This window comes from Thauera sp. SDU_THAU2 (assembly GCF_038260575.1).
Taxonomy (GTDB): Bacteria; Pseudomonadota; Gammaproteobacteria; order Burkholderiales; family Rhodocyclaceae; genus Thauera.
In genome coordinates this window covers 3,168,684-3,185,064 of sequence record NZ_JBBWUN010000003.1, presented here as the reverse complement: position 1 = coordinate 3,185,064, position 16,381 = coordinate 3,168,684, and the positions used below count along the sequence as shown (strand labels likewise).

Here is a 16,381-nt window from a genome sequence, read left to right as displayed (position 1 = left end):
GCTCAGCTCTTCACTTCGTTGCGGTAGGCCAGCTTGTGTTCCAGGTAGTGGATGCTGGTGCCGCCTTCGATGAAGCGCGGGTCGAGCATCAGGGTCTGGTGCAGCGGCACGTTGGTCTTGATGCCTTCGACCATCATCTCGGACAGGGCGATGCGCATGCGGCGGATGGCCTGGTCGCGAGTGTCGCCGTAGGCGATCAGCTTGCCGATCATCGAGTCGTAGTGCGGCGGCACGGTGTAGCCGTTATAGACGTGCGAATCGACGCGGATGCCGGGGCCGCCGGGCGTATGCCAGTTGGTGATGCGGCCGGGCGAGGGGGCGAACTTGAACGGATCCTCGGCGTTGATGCGGCATTCGATGGCGTGGCCGCGGAAGCTGATGTCGCGCTGGCCGAACCACAGCTTCTCGCCGGCGGCGACGCGAATTTGCGCCTGCACCAGGTCGATGCCGGTGATGTATTCGGTGACCGGGTGCTCGACCTGCAGGCGGGTGTTCATCTCGATGAAGTAGAACTCGCCGTTCTCGTAGAGGAATTCGAAGGTGCCGGCGCCGCGGTAGCCGATCTTGCGGCAGGCTTCGGCGCAGCGTTCGCCGATCTTGGCGATCAGCTTGCGGTCGATGCCGGGCGCAGGCGCTTCCTCGATGACCTTCTGGTGGCGGCGCTGCATCGAGCAGTCGCGCTCGCCCAGATAGACCGCGTTGCCGTGCTGGTCGGCGAGAACCTGGATTTCGACGTGGCGCGGATTCTCGAGGTACTTCTCCATGTACACCACCGGGTTGCCGAAAGCCGCCTGGGCTTCGGCGCGGGTGGTGGTGACGGCGTTGAGCAGCGCGGCTTCGGTATGCACCACGCGCATGCCGCGCCCGCCGCCGCCGCCGGCGGCCTTGATGATGATCGGATAGCCGATGGCGCGCGCGATCCTGATGATTTCCTTCGGCTCTTCGGGCAGCGCACCGTCGGAGCCGGGCACGCAGGGTACGCCGGCGGCCTTCATCGCGTCCTTGGCGGAGACCTTGTCGCCCATCAGGCGAATGGTCTCGGGGCGCGGGCCGATGAAGACGAAACCCGACTGCTCGACGCGCTCGGCGAAGTCGGCGTTCTCGGACAGGAAGCCGTAGCCGGGGTGGATGGCCTCGGCATCGGTGACTTCGGCGGCCGAGATGATCGCCGGCACGTTGAGGTAGCTCAGCGTGGATGAGGCGGGACCGATGCAGACCGATTCGTCGGCGAGGCGGACGTACTTGGCTTCGGTGTCGGCCTCGGAATGCACCGCGACCGTCTTGATGCCCAGTTCGCGGCAGGCGCGCAGGATGCGGAGGGCGATCTCTCCGCGGTTGGCGATGAGGATCTTCTCGAACATGGCGCGATCAGCCGATGACGAATAGCGGTTGGCCGTATTCGACCGGCTGGCCATTCTCGACCAGGATGGCCTTGACCACGCCGGAGAACTCCGACTCGATCTCGTTCATCAGCTTCATCGCTTCGATGATGCACAGGCGGTCGCCTTCGGCGACGGTCTGGCCGATGTCGACCAGGGGCTTGGCGCCGGGCGCCGAGGCGCGGTAGAAGGTGCCGACCATCGGCGACTTGACGATGTCGCCTTCGGGCAGCGCGTCCGCTGCGGCTTCGGCCGCTGCCGGCGCAGGGGCCGCGGCGACCGGCGCCTGCGCGACAACCGGGGCGGGGGCGACGTAGGTGGCCGGCGCGGCCACGCCCATGTGTTTGGCGATGCGGACCTTCTCCTCGCCTTCGGTGACTTCCAGCTCGGAAATTCCGGACTCCTGGACGAGGTCGATGAGTTTCTTCAGCTTGCGCAGATCCATGCTATTTCTCCATGCTTGACGATGCCGCCCCGTGGGCGGTGCTCGTCGGCGTCAATGTTCTCGTTTCCGCAGGCATGCGCGGGCCGCTGGGCCGGCAGGCTGCGGTGCTTCGATGGGGCGAGGATGGTGCAAGGGCGCGCCTTGCGAATGTGGTGGCGCAGCGGACGGACGGGCAGAGGGGCCTGGCCGGCACGGCAAAACGGGGCCGCAGCGGCCGCTCAGACGCTTTGGAAGTGGTGCAGCGGGTGCTTGCAGACAGTCGCCTGCGGGGCCGCGAAGTGCCGTGGGACCGCGTTTTCTGCGCTTCATGACGGCAAGTTTGCAGCAAATCGATGCAAATTGTCCACATCGACGTTGGCCCGGCCGCTGTCTCAGGATGACAGCAGTGCGCGGATTCTGCTCTCGAGTTCGTCCCGTTTCAAGGTGCCCAGCTTGATGTGGCGGGCCTTGCCGTCGCGATCGATGATGATGGTGAAGGGCAGCGCACGGGCAGTGTTGCCGAAGTCCTTCGCCAGGCTGAGGGTTTCGGGGCCGGCGATCAGCAGCGGGTAGGGGACGTCGAATTCCTCACCGAAGGCGCGAACCTTGTCGAGGCTGTCGATGCTGATGCCGACGAACTGGACCGGCTGGCCGGCAAACGCCTGGCTGGCGGCGGCGAAGTCCGGAATCTCCTCGCGGCAGGGCGGACACCACGTCGCCCAGAAATTGGCGACGACGACCTTGCCGCGCCACTGTTCCAGCGCCTGCGGCCGTTCTTCGGTGTCCGGCAGCGTGAGCGCGAACAGGGCATCGATCGCCGCGTCGGGCACGACATGGGTCTGGCCGGCGGGGGAGGCGCCGCGATTGGCGAAGTAGCCGGCGACGCCGGCGAGGATGGCGACGGCGAGGATCAGCAGGGTCTGGAAAGTGCGGCTCATCGGCGTGTCCTTCAGGCGTCCGTGGCGGGAGGGGTGCCCTCGTCCTCGGCTTCGAGCAGGGCTTCGACCTGGGCCAGCCGCGCCCGTTCCTGGCCGCGCCGGCCGTTGCGTTCGGCGCCGGCCGGGTAGATCGACAGCCGCACCGGGACTTCGTCCCAGTCGAAGCTCAGTATCGCTTCAGGGCTGTTCGGCGCCGGGCGGCGCGGTTCGCGGTGCTCGTAGTGGAAGTCCTGGTTGAGGAAGAAGATCTCGACTTCCTTGGCGCTTTCGGGGAAGAGTTCGATCTCCAGCTCGGAATAGCGCCCTGCGGTGCCGTCCAGCGCGCCGCCGGTCAGATAGGGGCGGAAATCGGCCAGCAGGCGCATGACCTCGACCGCGGCGCTGCGCATTTCATGCAGGCGCTCGGGCTGCTCCTCGTCCTGGTACAGCGCCTGCCAGGCACGCAGTTCGGCCTCGATCTCGGCATTGGTCGGCAGGGCGTCGGAGTCGGCGCCGCCGAGCTGCTTGGCTGCCTTGCGCTTGGCGAAGCCGAAGTCGCTGATGCCGTCTTCGGCCATCATGCGGGCTGCCAGCGCGGCGATCTCGCGCCGCAGGGTGCCGTTGGGGGTCGCGTGTGAGTGCATGATGGGGGTCGGGTAGAATGCGGGCCCATTCTACACGGGCCGGTTTCATCCGGATGACGGCCTCCCGGAGCTTCTTCGTCATGCACATCCACATCCTCGGCATCTGCGGCACTTTCATGGGCGGCGTGGCGCTGCTCGCGCGCGCGGCCGGCCACGTCGTCACCGGCTGCGATGCCAACGTCTATCCGCCGATGAGCACCCAGCTCGAAGAGCAGGGCATCCGCCTGGTCGAAGGCTACGATGCTGCGCAGCTCGATCTGGCGCCGGACGTGTTCGTCGTCGGCAATGCGGTGTCGCGCGGCAACCCCCTGCTCGAAGCGATCCTGGATCGCGGCCTGCCCTATGTGTCGGGGCCGCAGTGGCTGGCCGAGCACGTGCTGGCGGGGCGCTGGGTGCTGGCGGTGGCGGGCACCCACGGCAAGACCACGACGACCTCGCTGCTGGCCTGGATGCTGGAGGATGCCGGCCTGAACCCCGGCTTCCTGGTCGGCGGCGTGCCGCAGAACTTCGGCGTGTCGGCGCGGCTGACCGAGTCGCCGTTCTTCGTCATCGAGGCCGACGAGTACGACACCGCCTTCTGCGACAAGCGCTCGAAGTTCGTCCATTACCGGCCGCGCACCGCGATCCTGAACAACCTCGAATTCGACCATGCCGATATCTTTGCCGACCTGGCGGCGATCGAGACGCAGTTCCACCACCTGGTGCGCACGATCCCGGCCAGCGGCAGGGTGATCGCCAACGGCCGTGAGGACAGCCTGAGGCGGGTGATCGAGCGCGGCTGCTGGTCCGAGCTGGAATGGTTCAACGACGCCGCGCAATGGCAGGCCGACGCGGGTATGTCGGAGGCCGAGGCAGTGTTCAGCCTGGGCGGCAAGGAACTGGGCCGGGCGGAGATGCCGCTGGCGGGCAGCCACAACCGCGAGAACGCGCTGGCGGCGATCGCGGCGGCGCGCCACGTCGGCGTCACGCCGGCGCAGGCGATCGCCAGCCTGGCGCGCTTCGGCGGCATCAAGCGCAGGCTGGAGCTGCGCGGTACGGAACGAGGGGTCCGTGTCTATGACGATTTCGCCCACCACCCGACGGCGATCGCGCTGACCGTGGGCGGCCTGCGGCGGCGGGAGCCGCAGGGGCGCATCCTGGCGGTGCTGGAGCCGCGCTCGAACACGATGAAGCTGGGCGTGATGAAGACGCAACTGCCGGCCAGCCTGGCCGAGGCCGACGCGGTGTTCTGCTATGCGGGCAATCTGGGCTGGGATGCAGTAGAGGCGCTGTCGCCGCTGGGCGAGCGGGCGCGGGTGCATGAATCGCTGGATCGCCTGGTGGCGGACGTGGCTGCGGCCGCTCGGCCGGGCGATCACGTGCTGGTGATGAGCAACGGCGGCTTCGGCGGCGTGCACCAGAAACTGCTGGATGCGCTTGCCGCCGCTGCCTGAAGGAACTGTCCGCGGGGTTGCCCGGAGGGCTTACTTGCGTGCGTTGGTCGGATTGTCGAGCCGGCGCGCTTCTTCGTCGCTGATGTACTCGAACACGCGAACCACCTTGCTGACGCCCTTGCTGGTGCGGGCGATCTCAGCGGCGGCGTCGGCTTCGGCGCGGGTGACGATGCCGAGCAGGAAAACGACGTTGGCTTCGGTCACGACCTTGATGTTGTGCGCCGAGAAACGCCCGGCGTCGAGGAAGCGCGCCTTGACGTTGGACGTGATCAGGGTGTCGTTGCCGCGCGCGGTCAGCGTCGAGTTGGGGCCGACCGCCACTTCGTTGATCACGCCGCGGACGTTCTCGACGCCGGCGACGACACCGTCGAGCTGGCTGCGCACGGCCTCGTTCGGGGCTTCGCCCGTCAGCAGCACGTTGCGGTTGTAGGACGTGACGTTGATATGGACGGTGTCGCCGAAGCGTTCGCGGATGCGGCTGGCGACTTTCCATTCGATGCCCTCGTCCTCGACGTAGGCGCCGCTGGTGCGCCGGTCGGCGACCATCGCGGCGCCGGCGCCGACGCCGGTGGCGACCACCGGGAAGCAGCCTTGCAGCAAGGGCAGGGTGCCCGCAGCGGCGAGGCCGAGCAGGAGACGGCGGCGGGACGGGCTGGGGGTGTCATGCGTAGGGCGCATCAGTCTTCCACTCCAAGTAATAGACAATCGATGCCGTCGCACAGGCAATGCAGGATCAGCAGATGCAGTTCCTGAATGCGCGCCGTGCGCTCGGCGGGGGCGCAAAGGTGGATGTCTTCGGGGCCGAGAAGTTCGGCCGTGGCGCTGCTGTCGGCACCGGTCAGGGCGATGATCCGCATGTCGCGCTCGTGCGCGGCGCCGACGGCTTCGAGAATGCGGGGCGAATCGCCGTGCGCCGACAGCGTCAGCAGGATGTCGCCGGGCTGGCCGAGGGCGAGGATCTGGCGCGACAGCAAGCCTTCGGGCGAGGGGTCGCCGGCGATGGGGGCCAGCGTCGAGGCGTCGGCGCTGAGCGCGAACGCGGCCAGCGAGGGGCGTTCGAGTTCGAAGCCATTGACCAGTTGGGCGGCGAAGCGCCGTGCGTCGCCGGACGAGCCGCTGCCGCCGCAGACCAGGATCTTGCCGTTGTCGAGCAGGCTGGTGGTGATGATCTCGATCGCGCCGGCGATCGGCGCGGCCAGCATTTCGAGCGCATCGAGCGTGCTGCGTGTGTTGTCCTGGAACTGGCGTGAGATGCGCGCGATGAGATCCATGTCGCAAGAGTCGTCCGCTGGGCTGGGAAGTCTAGCATGCTGGCTCAACCGGCATCGAAGGCGCCGCGCAGCCAGGTGATGCGGGCTTCGTCGAGGTCGTCGAGCAGCACGGCGTCGAAGCGGCAGGGGGCGGTCTGGAAGCGGCGGCCCGGACCGTTGAGCCACCAGCGCGCCGCCAGCAGCACGCGGCGCTGCTTGGCGGCGGTGATGCTCTCGCCGGCGCCGCCGAATCTGGCGTTGGTGCGCAGCCGCACTTCGACGAAGACGATGCTGCCGCGCTCCAGGCAGATCAGGTCCACCTCGCCGCCGCGGCAGCGGACGTTGCGGGCGAGGATGCGCAGGCCCTGCGCTTCGAGATGACGTGCGGCCAGTTCCTCTGCGAGCCGGCCGCGCGCTTGCGCCGGTGTCGCGCGGGCGCCGACAATGTCGTCCGTCGTGGCGGGCGCGCGGCTCGTGCGACTGCCCGCCGTCATTCCGGAGTCCTCGCCAGGCGGCGCTCGCGCGCCGCAGCCATCGCCATGAATACCATCATTCCCCGCTCCAGCGTCGCGCTGCCCGAAAGTCCGCTGTCCAGTACGCCGTCATTGTATGTGGTGGCGACGCCGCTCGGGAGCATCGGCGACATCGGCCTGCGCGCGATTGCCGTGCTGAAGGCGGTCGACCTCATCGCCGCCGAGGATACCCGCCACAGCCAGCGCCTGCTCGATGCCTTCGGCGTGGATACGCGCATGCTCGCGGTGCATCAGCACAACGAGCAGGAGGCGGCCGGGCGCCTGATCGCGCTGCTCGAGGCCGGGCAGCAGGTGGCATTCATCACCGACGCCGGCACGCCGGCGGTGTCCGATCCCGGCGCGCGGCTGGTGGCGCGGGTGCGCGAGGCGGGCTTTCCGGTGGTGCCGGTGCCGGGGGCCTGTGCGGCGATCGCGGCGCTGTCGGTGGCGGGGCTGGCCGAAGGCGGTTTTCGCTTCGTCGGCTTCCTGCCGGCGAAGTCGGCGGCGCGGCAGGCGGTCTTGCAGCCGCTGCGCGACGAGGCTGCGGCGATGGTGTTCTACGAAGCGCCGCATCGCATCGCCGAATGCGTGGCCGACTTCGGGAAGATCTTCGGCGGTGAGCGCGAGCTGCTGATCGCGCGGGAGATGACCAAGCTGCACGAGCAGATCGTGCGCATGCCGCTGGCCGAAACCGCGGCATGGTTCGCCGCCGATCCGAACCGCAGCCGCGGCGAGTTCGTGCTGGTGCTGGCAGGCAAGCCGCCGGGCGCGGAGCTGGACGCCGAAGCCGAGCGGGTGCTGGCGCTGCTGCTCGGCGAACTGCCGCTGAAGCGCGCCGCCCGGCTTGCCGCCGACATCACCGGAGCATCGAGGAATGCGCTGTATGCGCGGGCGCTGGCCATGCGCGAAGGGAGCGGAAACGAATAATCGGCGGCGCAGCGTGACGCATGGCCGCAGCATGCGATTCCACCCGCGCCCAAGCCTGATGCGAGAGCCTATAATCGGCGCTCCGGCTTCAAGGATTCGCACAATGCAATCGATCACCCTGGTTCGTCCCGATGACTGGCATCTCCACGTGCGCGACGACGCGGCGCTTACCGCCGTGGTTCCGCATACGGCCGAGCGCTTCGGCCGGGCGCTGATCATGCCGAACCTGAAGCCGCCGGTGACGACCACCGAGCAGGCCCTGGCCTATCGAGAGCGCATCCTCGCCGCAGCGTCCGGCACGCGCTTCGATCCGCTGATGAGCCTGTACCTGACCGACAACCTGCCGCCCGACGAGATCGACCGCGCCGTCGCGTCCGGCCATGTCGTCGCCGCCAAGCTCTATCCGGCCGGCGCCACGACCAACTCCGACGCCGGCGTGACCGCGGTCGACAAGATCTATCCGGTGCTCGAGCGCATGGAAAAGCGCGGCCTGGTGCTGTGCGTGCATGGCGAGGCGACCGGCGCCGACGTCGATGTGTTCGACCGCGAACGGGTCTTCATCGAGCGCACGCTGTCGCCGCTGGTGCGGCGCTTCCCGGGGCTGAAGATCGTCTTCGAGCACATCACCACCGCCGAGGCGGCGCAGTTCGTGCGTGCGGCGGGCAGCCACGTCGCCGCCACCGTCACCGCGCACCACCTGCTGCTCAATCGCAACGCCATCTTCCAGGGCGGCATCCGTCCGCACCACTACTGCCTGCCGGTGCTCAAGCGCGAATCCCACCGCGAGGCGCTGCTCGCGGCCGTCACTTCGGGCAGCGCGCGCTTCTTCCTCGGCACCGATTCGGCGCCGCATGCGCGCAGCGCCAAGGAAAACGCCTGTGGCTGCGCGGGCTGCTATACCGCCCACGCCGGCATCGAGCTTTATGCCGAAGCGTTCGATGCGGTCGGCGCGCTCGACAAGCTGGAGGCCTTCGCCAGCCTCAACGGCCCGGCCTTCTACGGCCTGCCGGCCAATGCCGACACCATCACGCTGCAGCGCGAGGACTGGGCGGTGCCGGCGTCCTACCCCTATCTCGGCGAAGATCCGCTGGTGCCGCTGCGCGCCGGCGAGACGATCGCGTGGAAACTGCTTGCCTGAGGGAGCATTCATGGTGACGCGTATCGCCCGATTCGGCCGAGCGCTGGCTGTGCTCGGCGTGCTGCCGGTGCTGGCGGCTTGCGAGAACAGCGCGACCGCCTACATGATCGACGGCAAGGATCATGCGCTGATCCTGGTGCGGGAGCAGAAATTCTTCTGGGACGACGAGCTCAAGCAGGCGGTGATCGCCTCGCGCCTGCCCAAGTGCCAGAAGCGCGTGTCCATCCACCCGGGTTCGACCACGCTGGTCGAGATGCGGGTGTATGAGGCGGGCGACCAGTTGTGGGCGCTGCAGCAGGGGCCGCGCTGGTATCTCGCCAGCACCGAAGTGTGCCGGGTGCAGGACTGGGACAACGCCGACGGCAAGCCGCCGGGTCCCTGGGTCGGCAGTTTCGTGCTCAAGGACGGCGCACCGGCTTTCGTTGCCGCGCCGGCCGGCCAGGACTGAAGACCCGGCGTATAATCCGCCGCGGGAAGTTCGCCAGGCAGTCGCTGCGCACCTCGTCGTGCGTGGAGGAAAGTCCGGGCCCCGCAGAGCAGGATGCCGGCTAACGGCCGGGCGCCGTGAGGCGACGGAAAGTGCAACAGAGAACAGACCGCCGATGGCGCATGCCGGGGAGCTTGCTCTTCGACGGCGCACAGGCAAGGGTGAAACGGTGCCATGGCCCGCGCAAGCGGGCTGCGGGCCGATGCGAAAGCGTCGGCGGGTAAGAGCCCACCGCAGGACTGGCAACAGGACTGGCACGGCAAACCCCATCCGGGGCAAGGCCAAATAGGGGAGCATCGGCGTGGCTCGCGTCGCTCCCGGGTAGGCTGCTAGAGCGCCATGGCAACGTGGCGCCCAGAGGAATGACTGCCCGACGCCACCGGCTTGCCGGCGGCGTTCGACAGAACCCGGCTTATCGGCGAACTTCCCTTTCCCTTTTTTCCTTTCGTTCCCCGATTCGGGCAGGCACGGCCACGGCTCGAATACAAGCTCCGCCATTCATGGCGGAGTCGGCGAGGCGAGCGTCCCTGGAACCGAAGGCTCCACAGGCTCGTGGCGAGGAAGCCCTGGCCTGACTCAGATGCCTGGCAGGCAGCGTCGCCGCAGCGCCTGCCTCTTTCTCGCTCGCGGGCGTGTCCGCAGGGCCCGTCCGGCCTTTGCCGCGGACGTTCTTCCCCACTTTCTCCCACTTGTCCCCGGTCCGGGCACGAGTTCACCCGTTTTCGCATGTCGATACATGATCTTCCTTGATTTTTCAGGGTTTATCCGATCTTTGCAGATGCGGCATAAGTCATTGTGTCACAAAGAAATTCCTGATCCGTCAGCTTGACCGGGTAGAGCCTTTCCACTAAAGTGGGGTTAAGTGGAAAAAAGTGGGGAAAAGTGTCGATCAGGCGCTGCCCCAATCCAGTCAGGGGGGTCAATGTTCCAGGGAGCCGCTGCGCTCAATCTCGATGCCAAGGGTCGCCTCGCGATCCCTGCCCGGCATCGTGATGCCCTGGCCGTCGAAAACGGCCAGGTGGTGCTGACCGCCCATCCCCATGGCTGCCTGCTCGTCTACCCGGTGCCCGCCTGGGTGCCGATCCGCGACACGGTGCTGGCCGCGCCCGGCCTGGATCCGACTTCCGCCATGCTCAAACGCCTGCTCGTGGGCTTCGCCCAGGAGGAGTCCCTCGATGCCGCCGGCCGCGTGCTGGTGGCGCCGTCGCTGCGCCAGTTCGCCAAGCTCGACAAGCAGGTCTGGCTGGTGGGCCAGGGCAGCCACTTCGAACTGTGGTCCGACGAAGGCTGGCAGAAGCAGCAGGAAGCCATGCTGGCGCTGATGAACGCGGGCCTGCCGCCCGGCTTCGAGAGTCTGGCGCTGTGAGTACCGCGATGCATGCCGCCGAAGCGCCGGCTGTCGTTCACGTCACCGTGCTGCTGAAAGAGGCGGTCGATGCGCTCGACGTCAAGCCGGGCGGGGTGTACGTCGACGGCACTTTCGGCCGTGGCGGACATAGCCGCGCCGTGCTCGAACGTCTCGGGCCGGAGGGGCGGCTGATCGCCTTCGACCGCGATCCGGCGGCGATCGCGGCGGGCCGGGCACTGGGCGATGCGCGGCTGACGCTGGTGCATGAGGCTTTCAGCTCGCTGGACGAAGTGCTGGACGAGCTGGGTGTGGTGCAGGTGGATGGGGTGTTGCTGGATCTCGGGGTGTCTTCACCCCAGCTCGACGAGGCGGCGCGAGGCATGAGCTTTCGCTTCGATGCGCCGCTGGACATGCGTATGGATACCAGCCGCGGGCAGACCGTGGCGGACTGGCTGGCGGAAGCGTCCGTCGGCCAGATGACGGAGGTGATCAGGGATTATGGCGAGGAACGGTTTGCTCATGCGATTGCAAAGGCGATTGCAACTGCTCGGACAGGGGGGCTGTTGCAACCACTGGACAACTTGCCGCGATCGTGGAAAAAGCGGTCCGTACACGCGAGCCGGGGCAGCACCCGGCGACACGCACCTTCCAGGCTCTACGGATTTTCATCAATCAGGAGCTCGAGGAGCTGACGCGCGTGCTGCCGGCCTGCGTGAACCGTCTCGGTACGGGCGGCCGGCTGGTGGTGATCAGCTTCCATTCCCTCGAAGACCGCATCGTCAAGCGTTTCATGCGTGACGAATCCCGTCCGCCGGTGCTGCCGGCCCGGCTGCCGATCCGTGCCGCCGAACTGCCGCCGCCCCGCCTGCGCCTGGTTGGCAAGGCGCTGCGGCCGGCTGCCGCGGAAGTGGCGGCCAACCCCCGTTCGCGCAGCGCGGTGATGCGGGTGGCCGAACGCGCCGGGAGCGAAGCATGAAGATGCGCTTCGATGCCGTGCTGGTGGCGCTGACGGTGGCGAGTGCGCTGGGGGTGATCTCTGCCCAGCATCAGGCTCGCAAGCTGTATGCCGAGTTCGAGCGCGAGCAGGCGCGGGCGCACAGCCTCGAAGTGGAATGGGGTCAATTGCAACTTGAACAAAGCACCTGGGCCGCGCATGCCCGGGTGGAAAAGCTCGCGCGGGAAAGGCTGGGCATGCGCCCGCCCGTGCCGGGCCAGGTCCTGGTGGTGGAGCCGTCATCATGAAGAAGAGCCAGCGTGCGGTCACCTTCAATCACAACCCCTTGCTCAAGCGCGAGCTGCCGATGTGGCGCCCGCGCTTTCTGCTGCTCGCGCTGCTGGCGGGATCGATGACGCTGGCCGGGCGCGCCCTGTATCTGCAAGGCGTCAATAACGATTTCCTCCAGGCCAAGGGCGAGTCGCGCTACGCGCGCACGATCGAGATTCCGGCCACGCGCGGCCGTATCACCGACCGCCACGGCGACATGCTGGCGGTCAGCACGCCGGTGCGCTCGGTGTGGGCGATGCCGGCCGATGCCAAGCTCGAGCCCGCGCAGGCGCGCGAACTGGCGCGGATGCTGGAAATGGACGTGCGCGAGCTCAACGAGAAGCTCGCCAGCCAGCGCGATTTCGTCTACCTGAAGCGCCAACTGTCGCCGGAAGCGGCCCAGCGCATCGCCGATCTCGAGCTGCCCGGCATTCACCAGCAGCGCGAGTTCCGCCGCTACTACCCGGGCGGCGAGGTGATGGCGCACATTCTCGGTTTCACCAACGTCGAGGACCGCGGCCAGGAAGGCATCGAACTGGCCTTCGACAAGCAGCTCGCCGGTGAGCCCGGTCTGCGCCGCGTGATCAAGGACCGCCGCGGCCAGATCATCGAAGGTGCCGAGGCGGTCCGCCCGCCGCGCGAAGGCGAGGAGGTGGCGCTGTCGGTCGACGGCAAGATCCAGTACCTCGCCTGGTCGGCGCTGCGTGACACGATGAAGGAGCACAAGGCCAAGGCGGGCGCGGCGGTGGTCATCGATTCGCGCAGCGGCGAGATCCTCGCGATGGTGAATGCGCCGACCTTCAACCCCAACAACCGCCGCAACCTGACCGGCGAGCAGTTGCGCAACCGGGTGTTCACCGACAGTTTCGAGCCGGGCTCGGTGATGAAGCCCTTCATCGCCGGGCTCGCGCTCGATCGCGGCAAGGTCAGGCCGACGACGATGATCGATGCGACTTCGGGCCGCATGACCATCGGCACGGCGACGATTTCGGATTCGCACCGCCACGACAAGCCGATGACGGTCGCCGAAGTCATCCAGAAATCCTCCAACATCGGCACGGTCAAGCTCGCCCAGCATTTCACGCCGACCGAGATGTGGCAGCTGTTCGACGACCTGGGCTTCGGCAAGCCGCTCAACCTGGGCTTCCCGGGCGAAAGCGGCGGACGGCTGCGGCCGGCCAAGAGCTGGAAGCCGATCGAGCAGGCGACGATGTCCTACGGCCACGGCATTTCGGTCAGCCTGATCCAGATGGCGCGCGCCTATCTCGCCTTCGCGCGCGATGGCGAACTCGTGCCCCTGTCGCTGACCCGTCTCGAAGGCACGCCCAGCAATGGACGGCGGATCTTCTCGATCGAGACTGCCCGGGTGATGCGCACGATGCTCGAGTCGGTGACCCAGACCGGCGGTACCGCGACCAAGGCCCAGGTGGCCGGCTACCGCGTCGCCGGCAAGACCGGCACCGCGCTGAAGATCGAGAACGGCCGCTACGTCAAGCGCTACATCGCCTCCTTCGTCGGTTTCGCGCCGGTGTCGAACCCGCGCCTCGTCGTCGCCGTGATGATCGACGAGCCGGGTGCCGGCAGCTACTACGCCGGCACCGTGGTCGGGCCGCTGTTCTCGCGCATCATGGAAGGCTCGTTGCGCTCGCTGGGCGTGGCGCCGGACGCACCGCTGACGCCGCTGCATCTCGCGCGCCGGCAGAGTGAAGAAGTCGAAGCCGCCACCGGCGCGGTGCGGGAGAGCATGTAAATGGGCAAGGTCGCCTCGATCCTGGCCTGCCTGCGTGCGGCGGGCGTGCAGCCTGCCGGCATCACCGCCGATTCGCGCAAGCTCGGCGCCGGCGAGGTGTTCGCGGCATGGCCGGGTTTCCGTACCGACGGCCGCCGCTACCTGGCTTCGGCGATCGAGGGGGGGCTGCGGCCGTGCTGTGGGAAAGCGCCGATGGCTTCAACCCGGGGCACTTGCCGGTGCCGTCGATGCCGGTCGAAGGTCTGCGCGAGCTTGCCGGGCATCTCGCCCATGAGATCTACGGCCATCCGTCCGAGAAGCTCTGGCTGGCGGGCGTGACCGGGACCAACGGCAAGACCACGGTGAGCCAGATGCTCGCTGCCGCGCTGCAGGGCCTGGGAACGCGCTGCGGCATCGTCGGCACCCTCGGCAACGGCTTTCCGGGGGAATTGGAGAGCGCGCTCAACACCACGCCCGATGCGCTGGAACTGCATCGGCTGCTGGCCGGCTTCGTTGCCGCCGGCGCGGGCGCGGCAGTAATGGAAGTGTCGTCGATCGGCCTCGACCAGGGCAGGGTGAACGGCGCCTGCTTCGACGCGGTGATCTTCACCAATCTGAGCCGCGACCACCTCGACTACCACGGCTCGATGGAAGTCTATGGCGACGCGAAGGCCCGCCTGTTCGCGCTCGGCAGCAGCGCGACCGCGATCATCAACATCGACGATCCGTTCGGGCTGATGCTGGCGCGGCGCCTGGCCGGCGAAGGCCGCGAGGTGATCGCCTGCACGCTGTACCAGGCCAATGTCGATGCCGTACCCGGCGCGCGCGTGCTGTTCGCCGACCGGCTGCAGTCGTCCGCCACCGGCTTCCGCTTCGCGCTGCACTGGGATGGGCGCACTGCGGACGTCCAGGTGCGCGTGGTCGGGCATTTCAACGTCTCCAACCTGCTGCTGGTCGCCGCGGCGCTGCTCGTCCACGGTCTTCCGTTCGACGAACTGGCGCCCCATCTGGCGCGCCTGCAGCCGCCGGAAGGACGCATGCAACTGGTGGGCGGCGTCTGCGAACCGCTGATCGTGATCGACTATGCGCACACGCCGGATGCGCTCGCCCAGGTGCTCGAATCCCTGCGGCCGACGGTGAAGTCGCGCCAGGGCAGGCTGGTCTGCGTGTTCGGCTGCGGCGGTGATCGTGACCCCGGCAAGCGGCCGTTGATGGGCGAGGTGGCACGCCAGTTGGCCGATCGCGTCATCGTCACCAGCGACAATCCGCGCACCGAGGACCCGCAGAAGATCCTCGAAGCGGTCGCGGCCGGAGCCGGGCCGACGGCCGAGCACATCGTCGATCGCGCCCGGGCGATCGGCTTCGCCGTCGCCGAGGCGGCAGCGGACGACGTTGTGGTGATCGCCGGCAAGGGCCACGAGCCCTACCAGGAAATCCACGGCCGGCGCCTGCCGTTCTCCGATCTCGAACAGGCCGATCTTGCCCTGCGCGCCTGGCATGCCCGAGGTGCGCAGCGATGATGAGCCTGCAGGACGCGGCCCGCGCGCTCGCCGCACACGGCGCGCACGCCACCGCTACGGTGCGCTTCGGCAGCGTCGGTTCCGACAGCCGGGCGCTGGTGCCGGGCCAGCTGTTCGTCGCCCTGCGCGGCGACCGCTTCGACGGCCATGCTTTCGTCGGCACCGCGGCCGAGGCCGGCGCCGCGGCGGCGCTGGTGGATGCGCGCTGGTTCGCCGAAAACCCCGCACCGGTGCTGCCGGTGGTGGTGGTCGACGACACCCGGCGCGCGCTCGGCACGCTGGCCGCGGCCTGGCGCGCGCGCTTCGCGCTGCCGCTGATCGGCATCACCGGCAGCAACGGCAAAACCACGGTCAAGGAGATGTGCGCCGTCATCCTGCGCGCCCAGGCCCGCCGCGAAGGCTTCGGCGACGAGTCGGTGCTGGCGACGCAGGGCAATCTGAACAACGACATCGGCCTGCCGCTGACCCTGCTCGGCCTGCGCGATTTCCACCGCGCCGCAGTGATCGAGATGGGCATGAACCAGCCGGGCGAGATCGCCTATCTCACCGGCCTGGCGCAGCCGACGGTGGCGATCGTCAACAACGCCCAGCGGGCGCACCTGCAGGGCATGGGCACGCTGGACGAAGTCGCGCAGGAGAAGGGCGCGATCTACGGCGGGCTCGGTGCGGCCGGCGCCGCCGTGATCAATGCCGACGATCCGCATGCGGACGGCTGGCGCCGCCTCAATGCCGGGCGCCGGATTGTGACATTCGGTATCGACCGGACTGCCGACGTGCGCGGACAAGCTACCCTTCGCGGCCTCGGCTCGCGGGTGGAACTCGACACGCCGCAGGGCCGCATCGAATTCGCGCTGCAGGTGCCCGGCCTGCACAACGTGCGCAACGCCGTCGGCGCCGCCGCGGCCTGCCTGGCGGCGGGGGCGACGCTCGAAGCGGTGGCCGAAGGCCTGGCTGCCTTCGCCGGCAGCCGCGGCCGCCTGCAGCGGCGCGAGGGCGTGAACGGCGCGGTGATCCTGGACGATTCCTACAACGCCAATCCCGACTCGGTGCGTGCCGGGATCGACGTGCTGGCGGCGATGCCGGGCCATACCTGGCTGGTGCTGGGCGACATGGGCGAAGTGGGTGAAACCAGCGCCCAGGTGCACGACGAGATCGGCGGCTACGCCAAGAGCAAGGGCATCGACGGCCTGTTCGGACTGGGCGAGATGACGGCGGTGGCGGTGCGCAATTTCGGCGAGGGCGGGCGTCACTTCAACTCGCCCGAAGCGCTGCTGCGGGCGCTGTCGGCGCGGCTCGATGCGGACTCGGTGGTGTTGGTGAAAGGCTCGCGCTTCATGCGCATGGAAAGAGTGGCGGATGCGCTTGCGGCAGTGCACAATCCCGCCCCTTTGAACGGAACCGTCTCCTGA

The 16,381-nt window shown here is 68.3% G+C and carries 16 protein-coding genes, 1 other RNA gene and 2 pseudogenes; 12 read left to right on the top strand and 7 right to left on the bottom strand.

Features of this window, described 5'->3' with window-relative positions:
- Positions 1–2: 2 nt before the first annotated feature.
- Together accC and accB are read right to left on the bottom strand one after the other, a co-directional pair.
- A complete protein-coding gene (gene accC, locus AAFL97_RS16575) occupies positions 3–1,361 on the bottom strand; it encodes an acetyl-CoA carboxylase biotin carboxylase subunit (RefSeq protein WP_341645843.1) in 1,359 nt (452 codons plus the stop codon).
- A 7-nt stretch (positions 1,362–1,368) separates the two neighbouring features.
- A complete protein-coding gene (gene accB / locus AAFL97_RS16570) occupies positions 1,369–1,824 on the bottom strand; it encodes an acetyl-CoA carboxylase biotin carboxyl carrier protein (RefSeq protein WP_341645842.1) in 456 nt (151 codons plus the stop codon).
- Between the two features lie 11 nt (positions 1,825–1,835).
- Between accB and AAFL97_RS16565 the strand changes: the two genes are divergently transcribed.
- Positions 1,836–2,135 carry a hypothetical protein gene (locus AAFL97_RS16565; protein WP_341645841.1) on the top strand — a complete coding sequence of 100 codons (300 nt, stop codon included), beginning with the start codon at positions 1,836–1,838 and terminating at the stop codon, positions 2,133–2,135.
- A 60-nt stretch (positions 2,136–2,195) separates the two neighbouring features.
- On the opposite strand, the gene AAFL97_RS16560 is transcribed toward AAFL97_RS16565, so the two are convergent.
- Complete coding sequence (locus tag AAFL97_RS16560; RefSeq protein ID WP_341645840.1) at positions 2,196–2,741, bottom strand: TlpA family protein disulfide reductase; 546 nt, start codon at positions 2,739–2,741, stop codon at positions 2,196–2,198.
- Positions 2,742–2,752: 11 nt separating this feature from the next.
- Positions 2,753–3,301: a hypothetical protein gene (locus AAFL97_RS16555; protein ID WP_341647187.1), complete on the bottom strand. Its 549-nt coding sequence runs from the start codon at positions 3,299–3,301 to the stop codon at positions 2,753–2,755.
- 143 nt (positions 3,302–3,444) lie between these two features.
- Between AAFL97_RS16555 and mpl the strand changes: the two genes are divergently transcribed.
- The gene (gene mpl / locus AAFL97_RS16550) at positions 3,445–4,797 is read left to right on the top strand and encodes a UDP-N-acetylmuramate:L-alanyl-gamma-D-glutamyl-meso-diaminopimelate ligase (RefSeq protein ID WP_341647186.1); all 1,353 of its coding nucleotides are present in this window, start codon (positions 3,445–3,447) and stop codon (positions 4,795–4,797) included.
- 30 nt (positions 4,798–4,827) lie between these two features.
- Here mpl and AAFL97_RS16545 read toward each other — a convergent pair whose 3' ends face one another.
- The 3 genes from AAFL97_RS16545 to AAFL97_RS16535 are packed head-to-tail and all read right to left on the bottom strand — an operon-like array spanning position 4,828 to position 6,541.
- Positions 4,828–5,475, bottom strand: a complete 648-nt coding sequence (locus AAFL97_RS16545) for a BON domain-containing protein (RefSeq protein ID WP_341645839.1) — start codon at positions 5,473–5,475, stop codon at positions 4,828–4,830.
- Positions 5,475–6,068 (bottom strand): SIS domain-containing protein, encoded by a 594-nt coding sequence (locus AAFL97_RS16540; RefSeq protein ID WP_341645838.1) that lies wholly within the window; start codon positions 6,066–6,068, stop codon positions 5,475–5,477. The genes AAFL97_RS16545 and AAFL97_RS16540 overlap by 1 nt, the downstream gene beginning before the upstream one ends.
- A gap of 44 nt (positions 6,069–6,112) precedes the next feature.
- Positions 6,113–6,541 (bottom strand): YraN family protein, encoded by a 429-nt coding sequence (locus AAFL97_RS16535; protein ID WP_341645837.1) that lies wholly within the window; start codon positions 6,539–6,541, stop codon positions 6,113–6,115.
- A gap of 111 nt (positions 6,542–6,652) precedes the next feature.
- On the opposite strand from AAFL97_RS16535, the gene rsmI reads away from it, so the two are divergent.
- From rsmI to AAFL97_RS16485, 10 genes and pseudogenes are all read left to right on the top strand, one after another.
- Positions 6,653–7,486, top strand: coding sequence for a 16S rRNA (cytidine(1402)-2'-O)-methyltransferase (gene rsmI, locus AAFL97_RS16530; protein WP_341647185.1), 834 nt, complete (start codon positions 6,653–6,655; stop codon positions 7,484–7,486).
- A gap of 103 nt (positions 7,487–7,589) precedes the next feature.
- Complete coding sequence (gene pyrC, locus AAFL97_RS16525) at positions 7,590–8,624, top strand: dihydroorotase (RefSeq protein WP_341645836.1); 1,035 nt, start codon at positions 7,590–7,592, stop codon at positions 8,622–8,624.
- A gap of 10 nt (positions 8,625–8,634) precedes the next feature.
- Positions 8,635–9,072: a hypothetical protein gene (locus AAFL97_RS16520; RefSeq protein WP_263461689.1), complete on the top strand. Its 438-nt coding sequence runs from the start codon at positions 8,635–8,637 to the stop codon at positions 9,070–9,072.
- A 25-nt stretch (positions 9,073–9,097) separates the two neighbouring features.
- An RNA gene (gene rnpB / locus AAFL97_RS16515) (RNase P RNA component class A) lies at positions 9,098–9,542 on the top strand.
- 491 nt (positions 9,543–10,033) lie between these two features.
- Positions 10,034–10,477 carry a division/cell wall cluster transcriptional repressor MraZ gene (mraZ, locus tag AAFL97_RS16510; RefSeq protein WP_068636004.1) on the top strand — a complete coding sequence of 148 codons (444 nt, stop codon included), beginning with the start codon at positions 10,034–10,036 and terminating at the stop codon, positions 10,475–10,477.
- A gap of 8 nt (positions 10,478–10,485) precedes the next feature.
- Positions 10,486–11,435, top strand: a pseudogene (gene rsmH / locus AAFL97_RS16505) (16S rRNA (cytosine(1402)-N(4))-methyltransferase RsmH).
- On the top strand, positions 11,432–11,701 hold the full coding sequence (gene ftsL / locus AAFL97_RS16500; protein ID WP_263461691.1) for a cell division protein FtsL: 270 nt from the start codon (positions 11,432–11,434) through the stop codon (positions 11,699–11,701). Before rsmH ends, ftsL begins: the two are co-directional and overlap by 4 nt.
- Positions 11,698–13,473, top strand: a complete 1,776-nt coding sequence (locus AAFL97_RS16495; protein ID WP_341645835.1) for a peptidoglycan D,D-transpeptidase FtsI family protein — start codon at positions 11,698–11,700, stop codon at positions 13,471–13,473. The genes ftsL and AAFL97_RS16495 overlap by 4 nt, the downstream gene beginning before the upstream one ends.
- Positions 13,474–14,972: pseudogene (locus tag AAFL97_RS16490) on the top strand (UDP-N-acetylmuramoyl-L-alanyl-D-glutamate--2,6-diaminopimelate ligase).
- Entirely contained in the window at positions 14,969–16,381 is a 1,413-nt protein-coding gene (locus AAFL97_RS16485) for a UDP-N-acetylmuramoyl-tripeptide--D-alanyl-D-alanine ligase (RefSeq protein ID WP_341645834.1), read from the top strand. The pseudogene AAFL97_RS16490 and the gene AAFL97_RS16485 overlap by 4 nt, the downstream one beginning before the upstream one ends.

What these genes read in the sequence shown, in the direction of transcription:
- accC (WP_341645843.1), bottom strand. Translation starts at nt 1,361, where the DNA reads ATGTTCGAGAAGATCCTCATCGCCAACCGCGGAGAGATCGCCCTCCGC.
- accB (WP_341645842.1), bottom strand. Translation starts at nt 1,824, where the DNA reads ATGGATCTGCGCAAGCTGAAGAAACTCATCGACCTCGTCCAGGAGTCC.
- AAFL97_RS16565 (WP_341645841.1), top strand. Translation starts at nt 1,836, where the DNA reads ATGCTTGACGATGCCGCCCCGTGGGCGGTGCTCGTCGGCGTCAATGTT.
- AAFL97_RS16560 (WP_341645840.1), bottom strand. Translation starts at nt 2,741, where the DNA reads ATGAGCCGCACTTTCCAGACCCTGCTGATCCTCGCCGTCGCCATCCTC.
- AAFL97_RS16555 (WP_341647187.1), bottom strand. Translation starts at nt 3,301, where the DNA reads ATGATGGCCGAAGACGGCATCAGCGACTTCGGCTTCGCCAAGCGCAAG.
- mpl (WP_341647186.1), top strand. Translation starts at nt 3,445, where the DNA reads ATGCACATCCACATCCTCGGCATCTGCGGCACTTTCATGGGCGGCGTG.
- AAFL97_RS16545 (WP_341645839.1), bottom strand. Translation starts at nt 5,475, where the DNA reads ATGCGCCCTACGCATGACACCCCCAGCCCGTCCCGCCGCCGTCTCCTG.
- AAFL97_RS16540 (WP_341645838.1), bottom strand. Translation starts at nt 6,068, where the DNA reads ATGGATCTCATCGCGCGCATCTCACGCCAGTTCCAGGACAACACACGC.
- AAFL97_RS16535 (WP_341645837.1), bottom strand. Translation starts at nt 6,541, where the DNA reads ATGACGGCGGGCAGTCGCACGAGCCGCGCGCCCGCCACGACGGACGAC.
- pyrC (WP_341645836.1), top strand. Translation starts at nt 7,590, where the DNA reads ATGCAATCGATCACCCTGGTTCGTCCCGATGACTGGCATCTCCACGTG.
- AAFL97_RS16520 (WP_263461689.1), top strand. Translation starts at nt 8,635, where the DNA reads ATGGTGACGCGTATCGCCCGATTCGGCCGAGCGCTGGCTGTGCTCGGC.
- mraZ (WP_068636004.1), top strand. Translation starts at nt 10,034, where the DNA reads ATGTTCCAGGGAGCCGCTGCGCTCAATCTCGATGCCAAGGGTCGCCTC.
- ftsL (WP_263461691.1), top strand. Translation starts at nt 11,432, where the DNA reads ATGAAGATGCGCTTCGATGCCGTGCTGGTGGCGCTGACGGTGGCGAGT.
- AAFL97_RS16495 (WP_341645835.1), top strand. Translation starts at nt 11,698, where the DNA reads ATGAAGAAGAGCCAGCGTGCGGTCACCTTCAATCACAACCCCTTGCTC.
- AAFL97_RS16485 (WP_341645834.1), top strand. Translation starts at nt 14,969, where the DNA reads ATGATGAGCCTGCAGGACGCGGCCCGCGCGCTCGCCGCACACGGCGCG.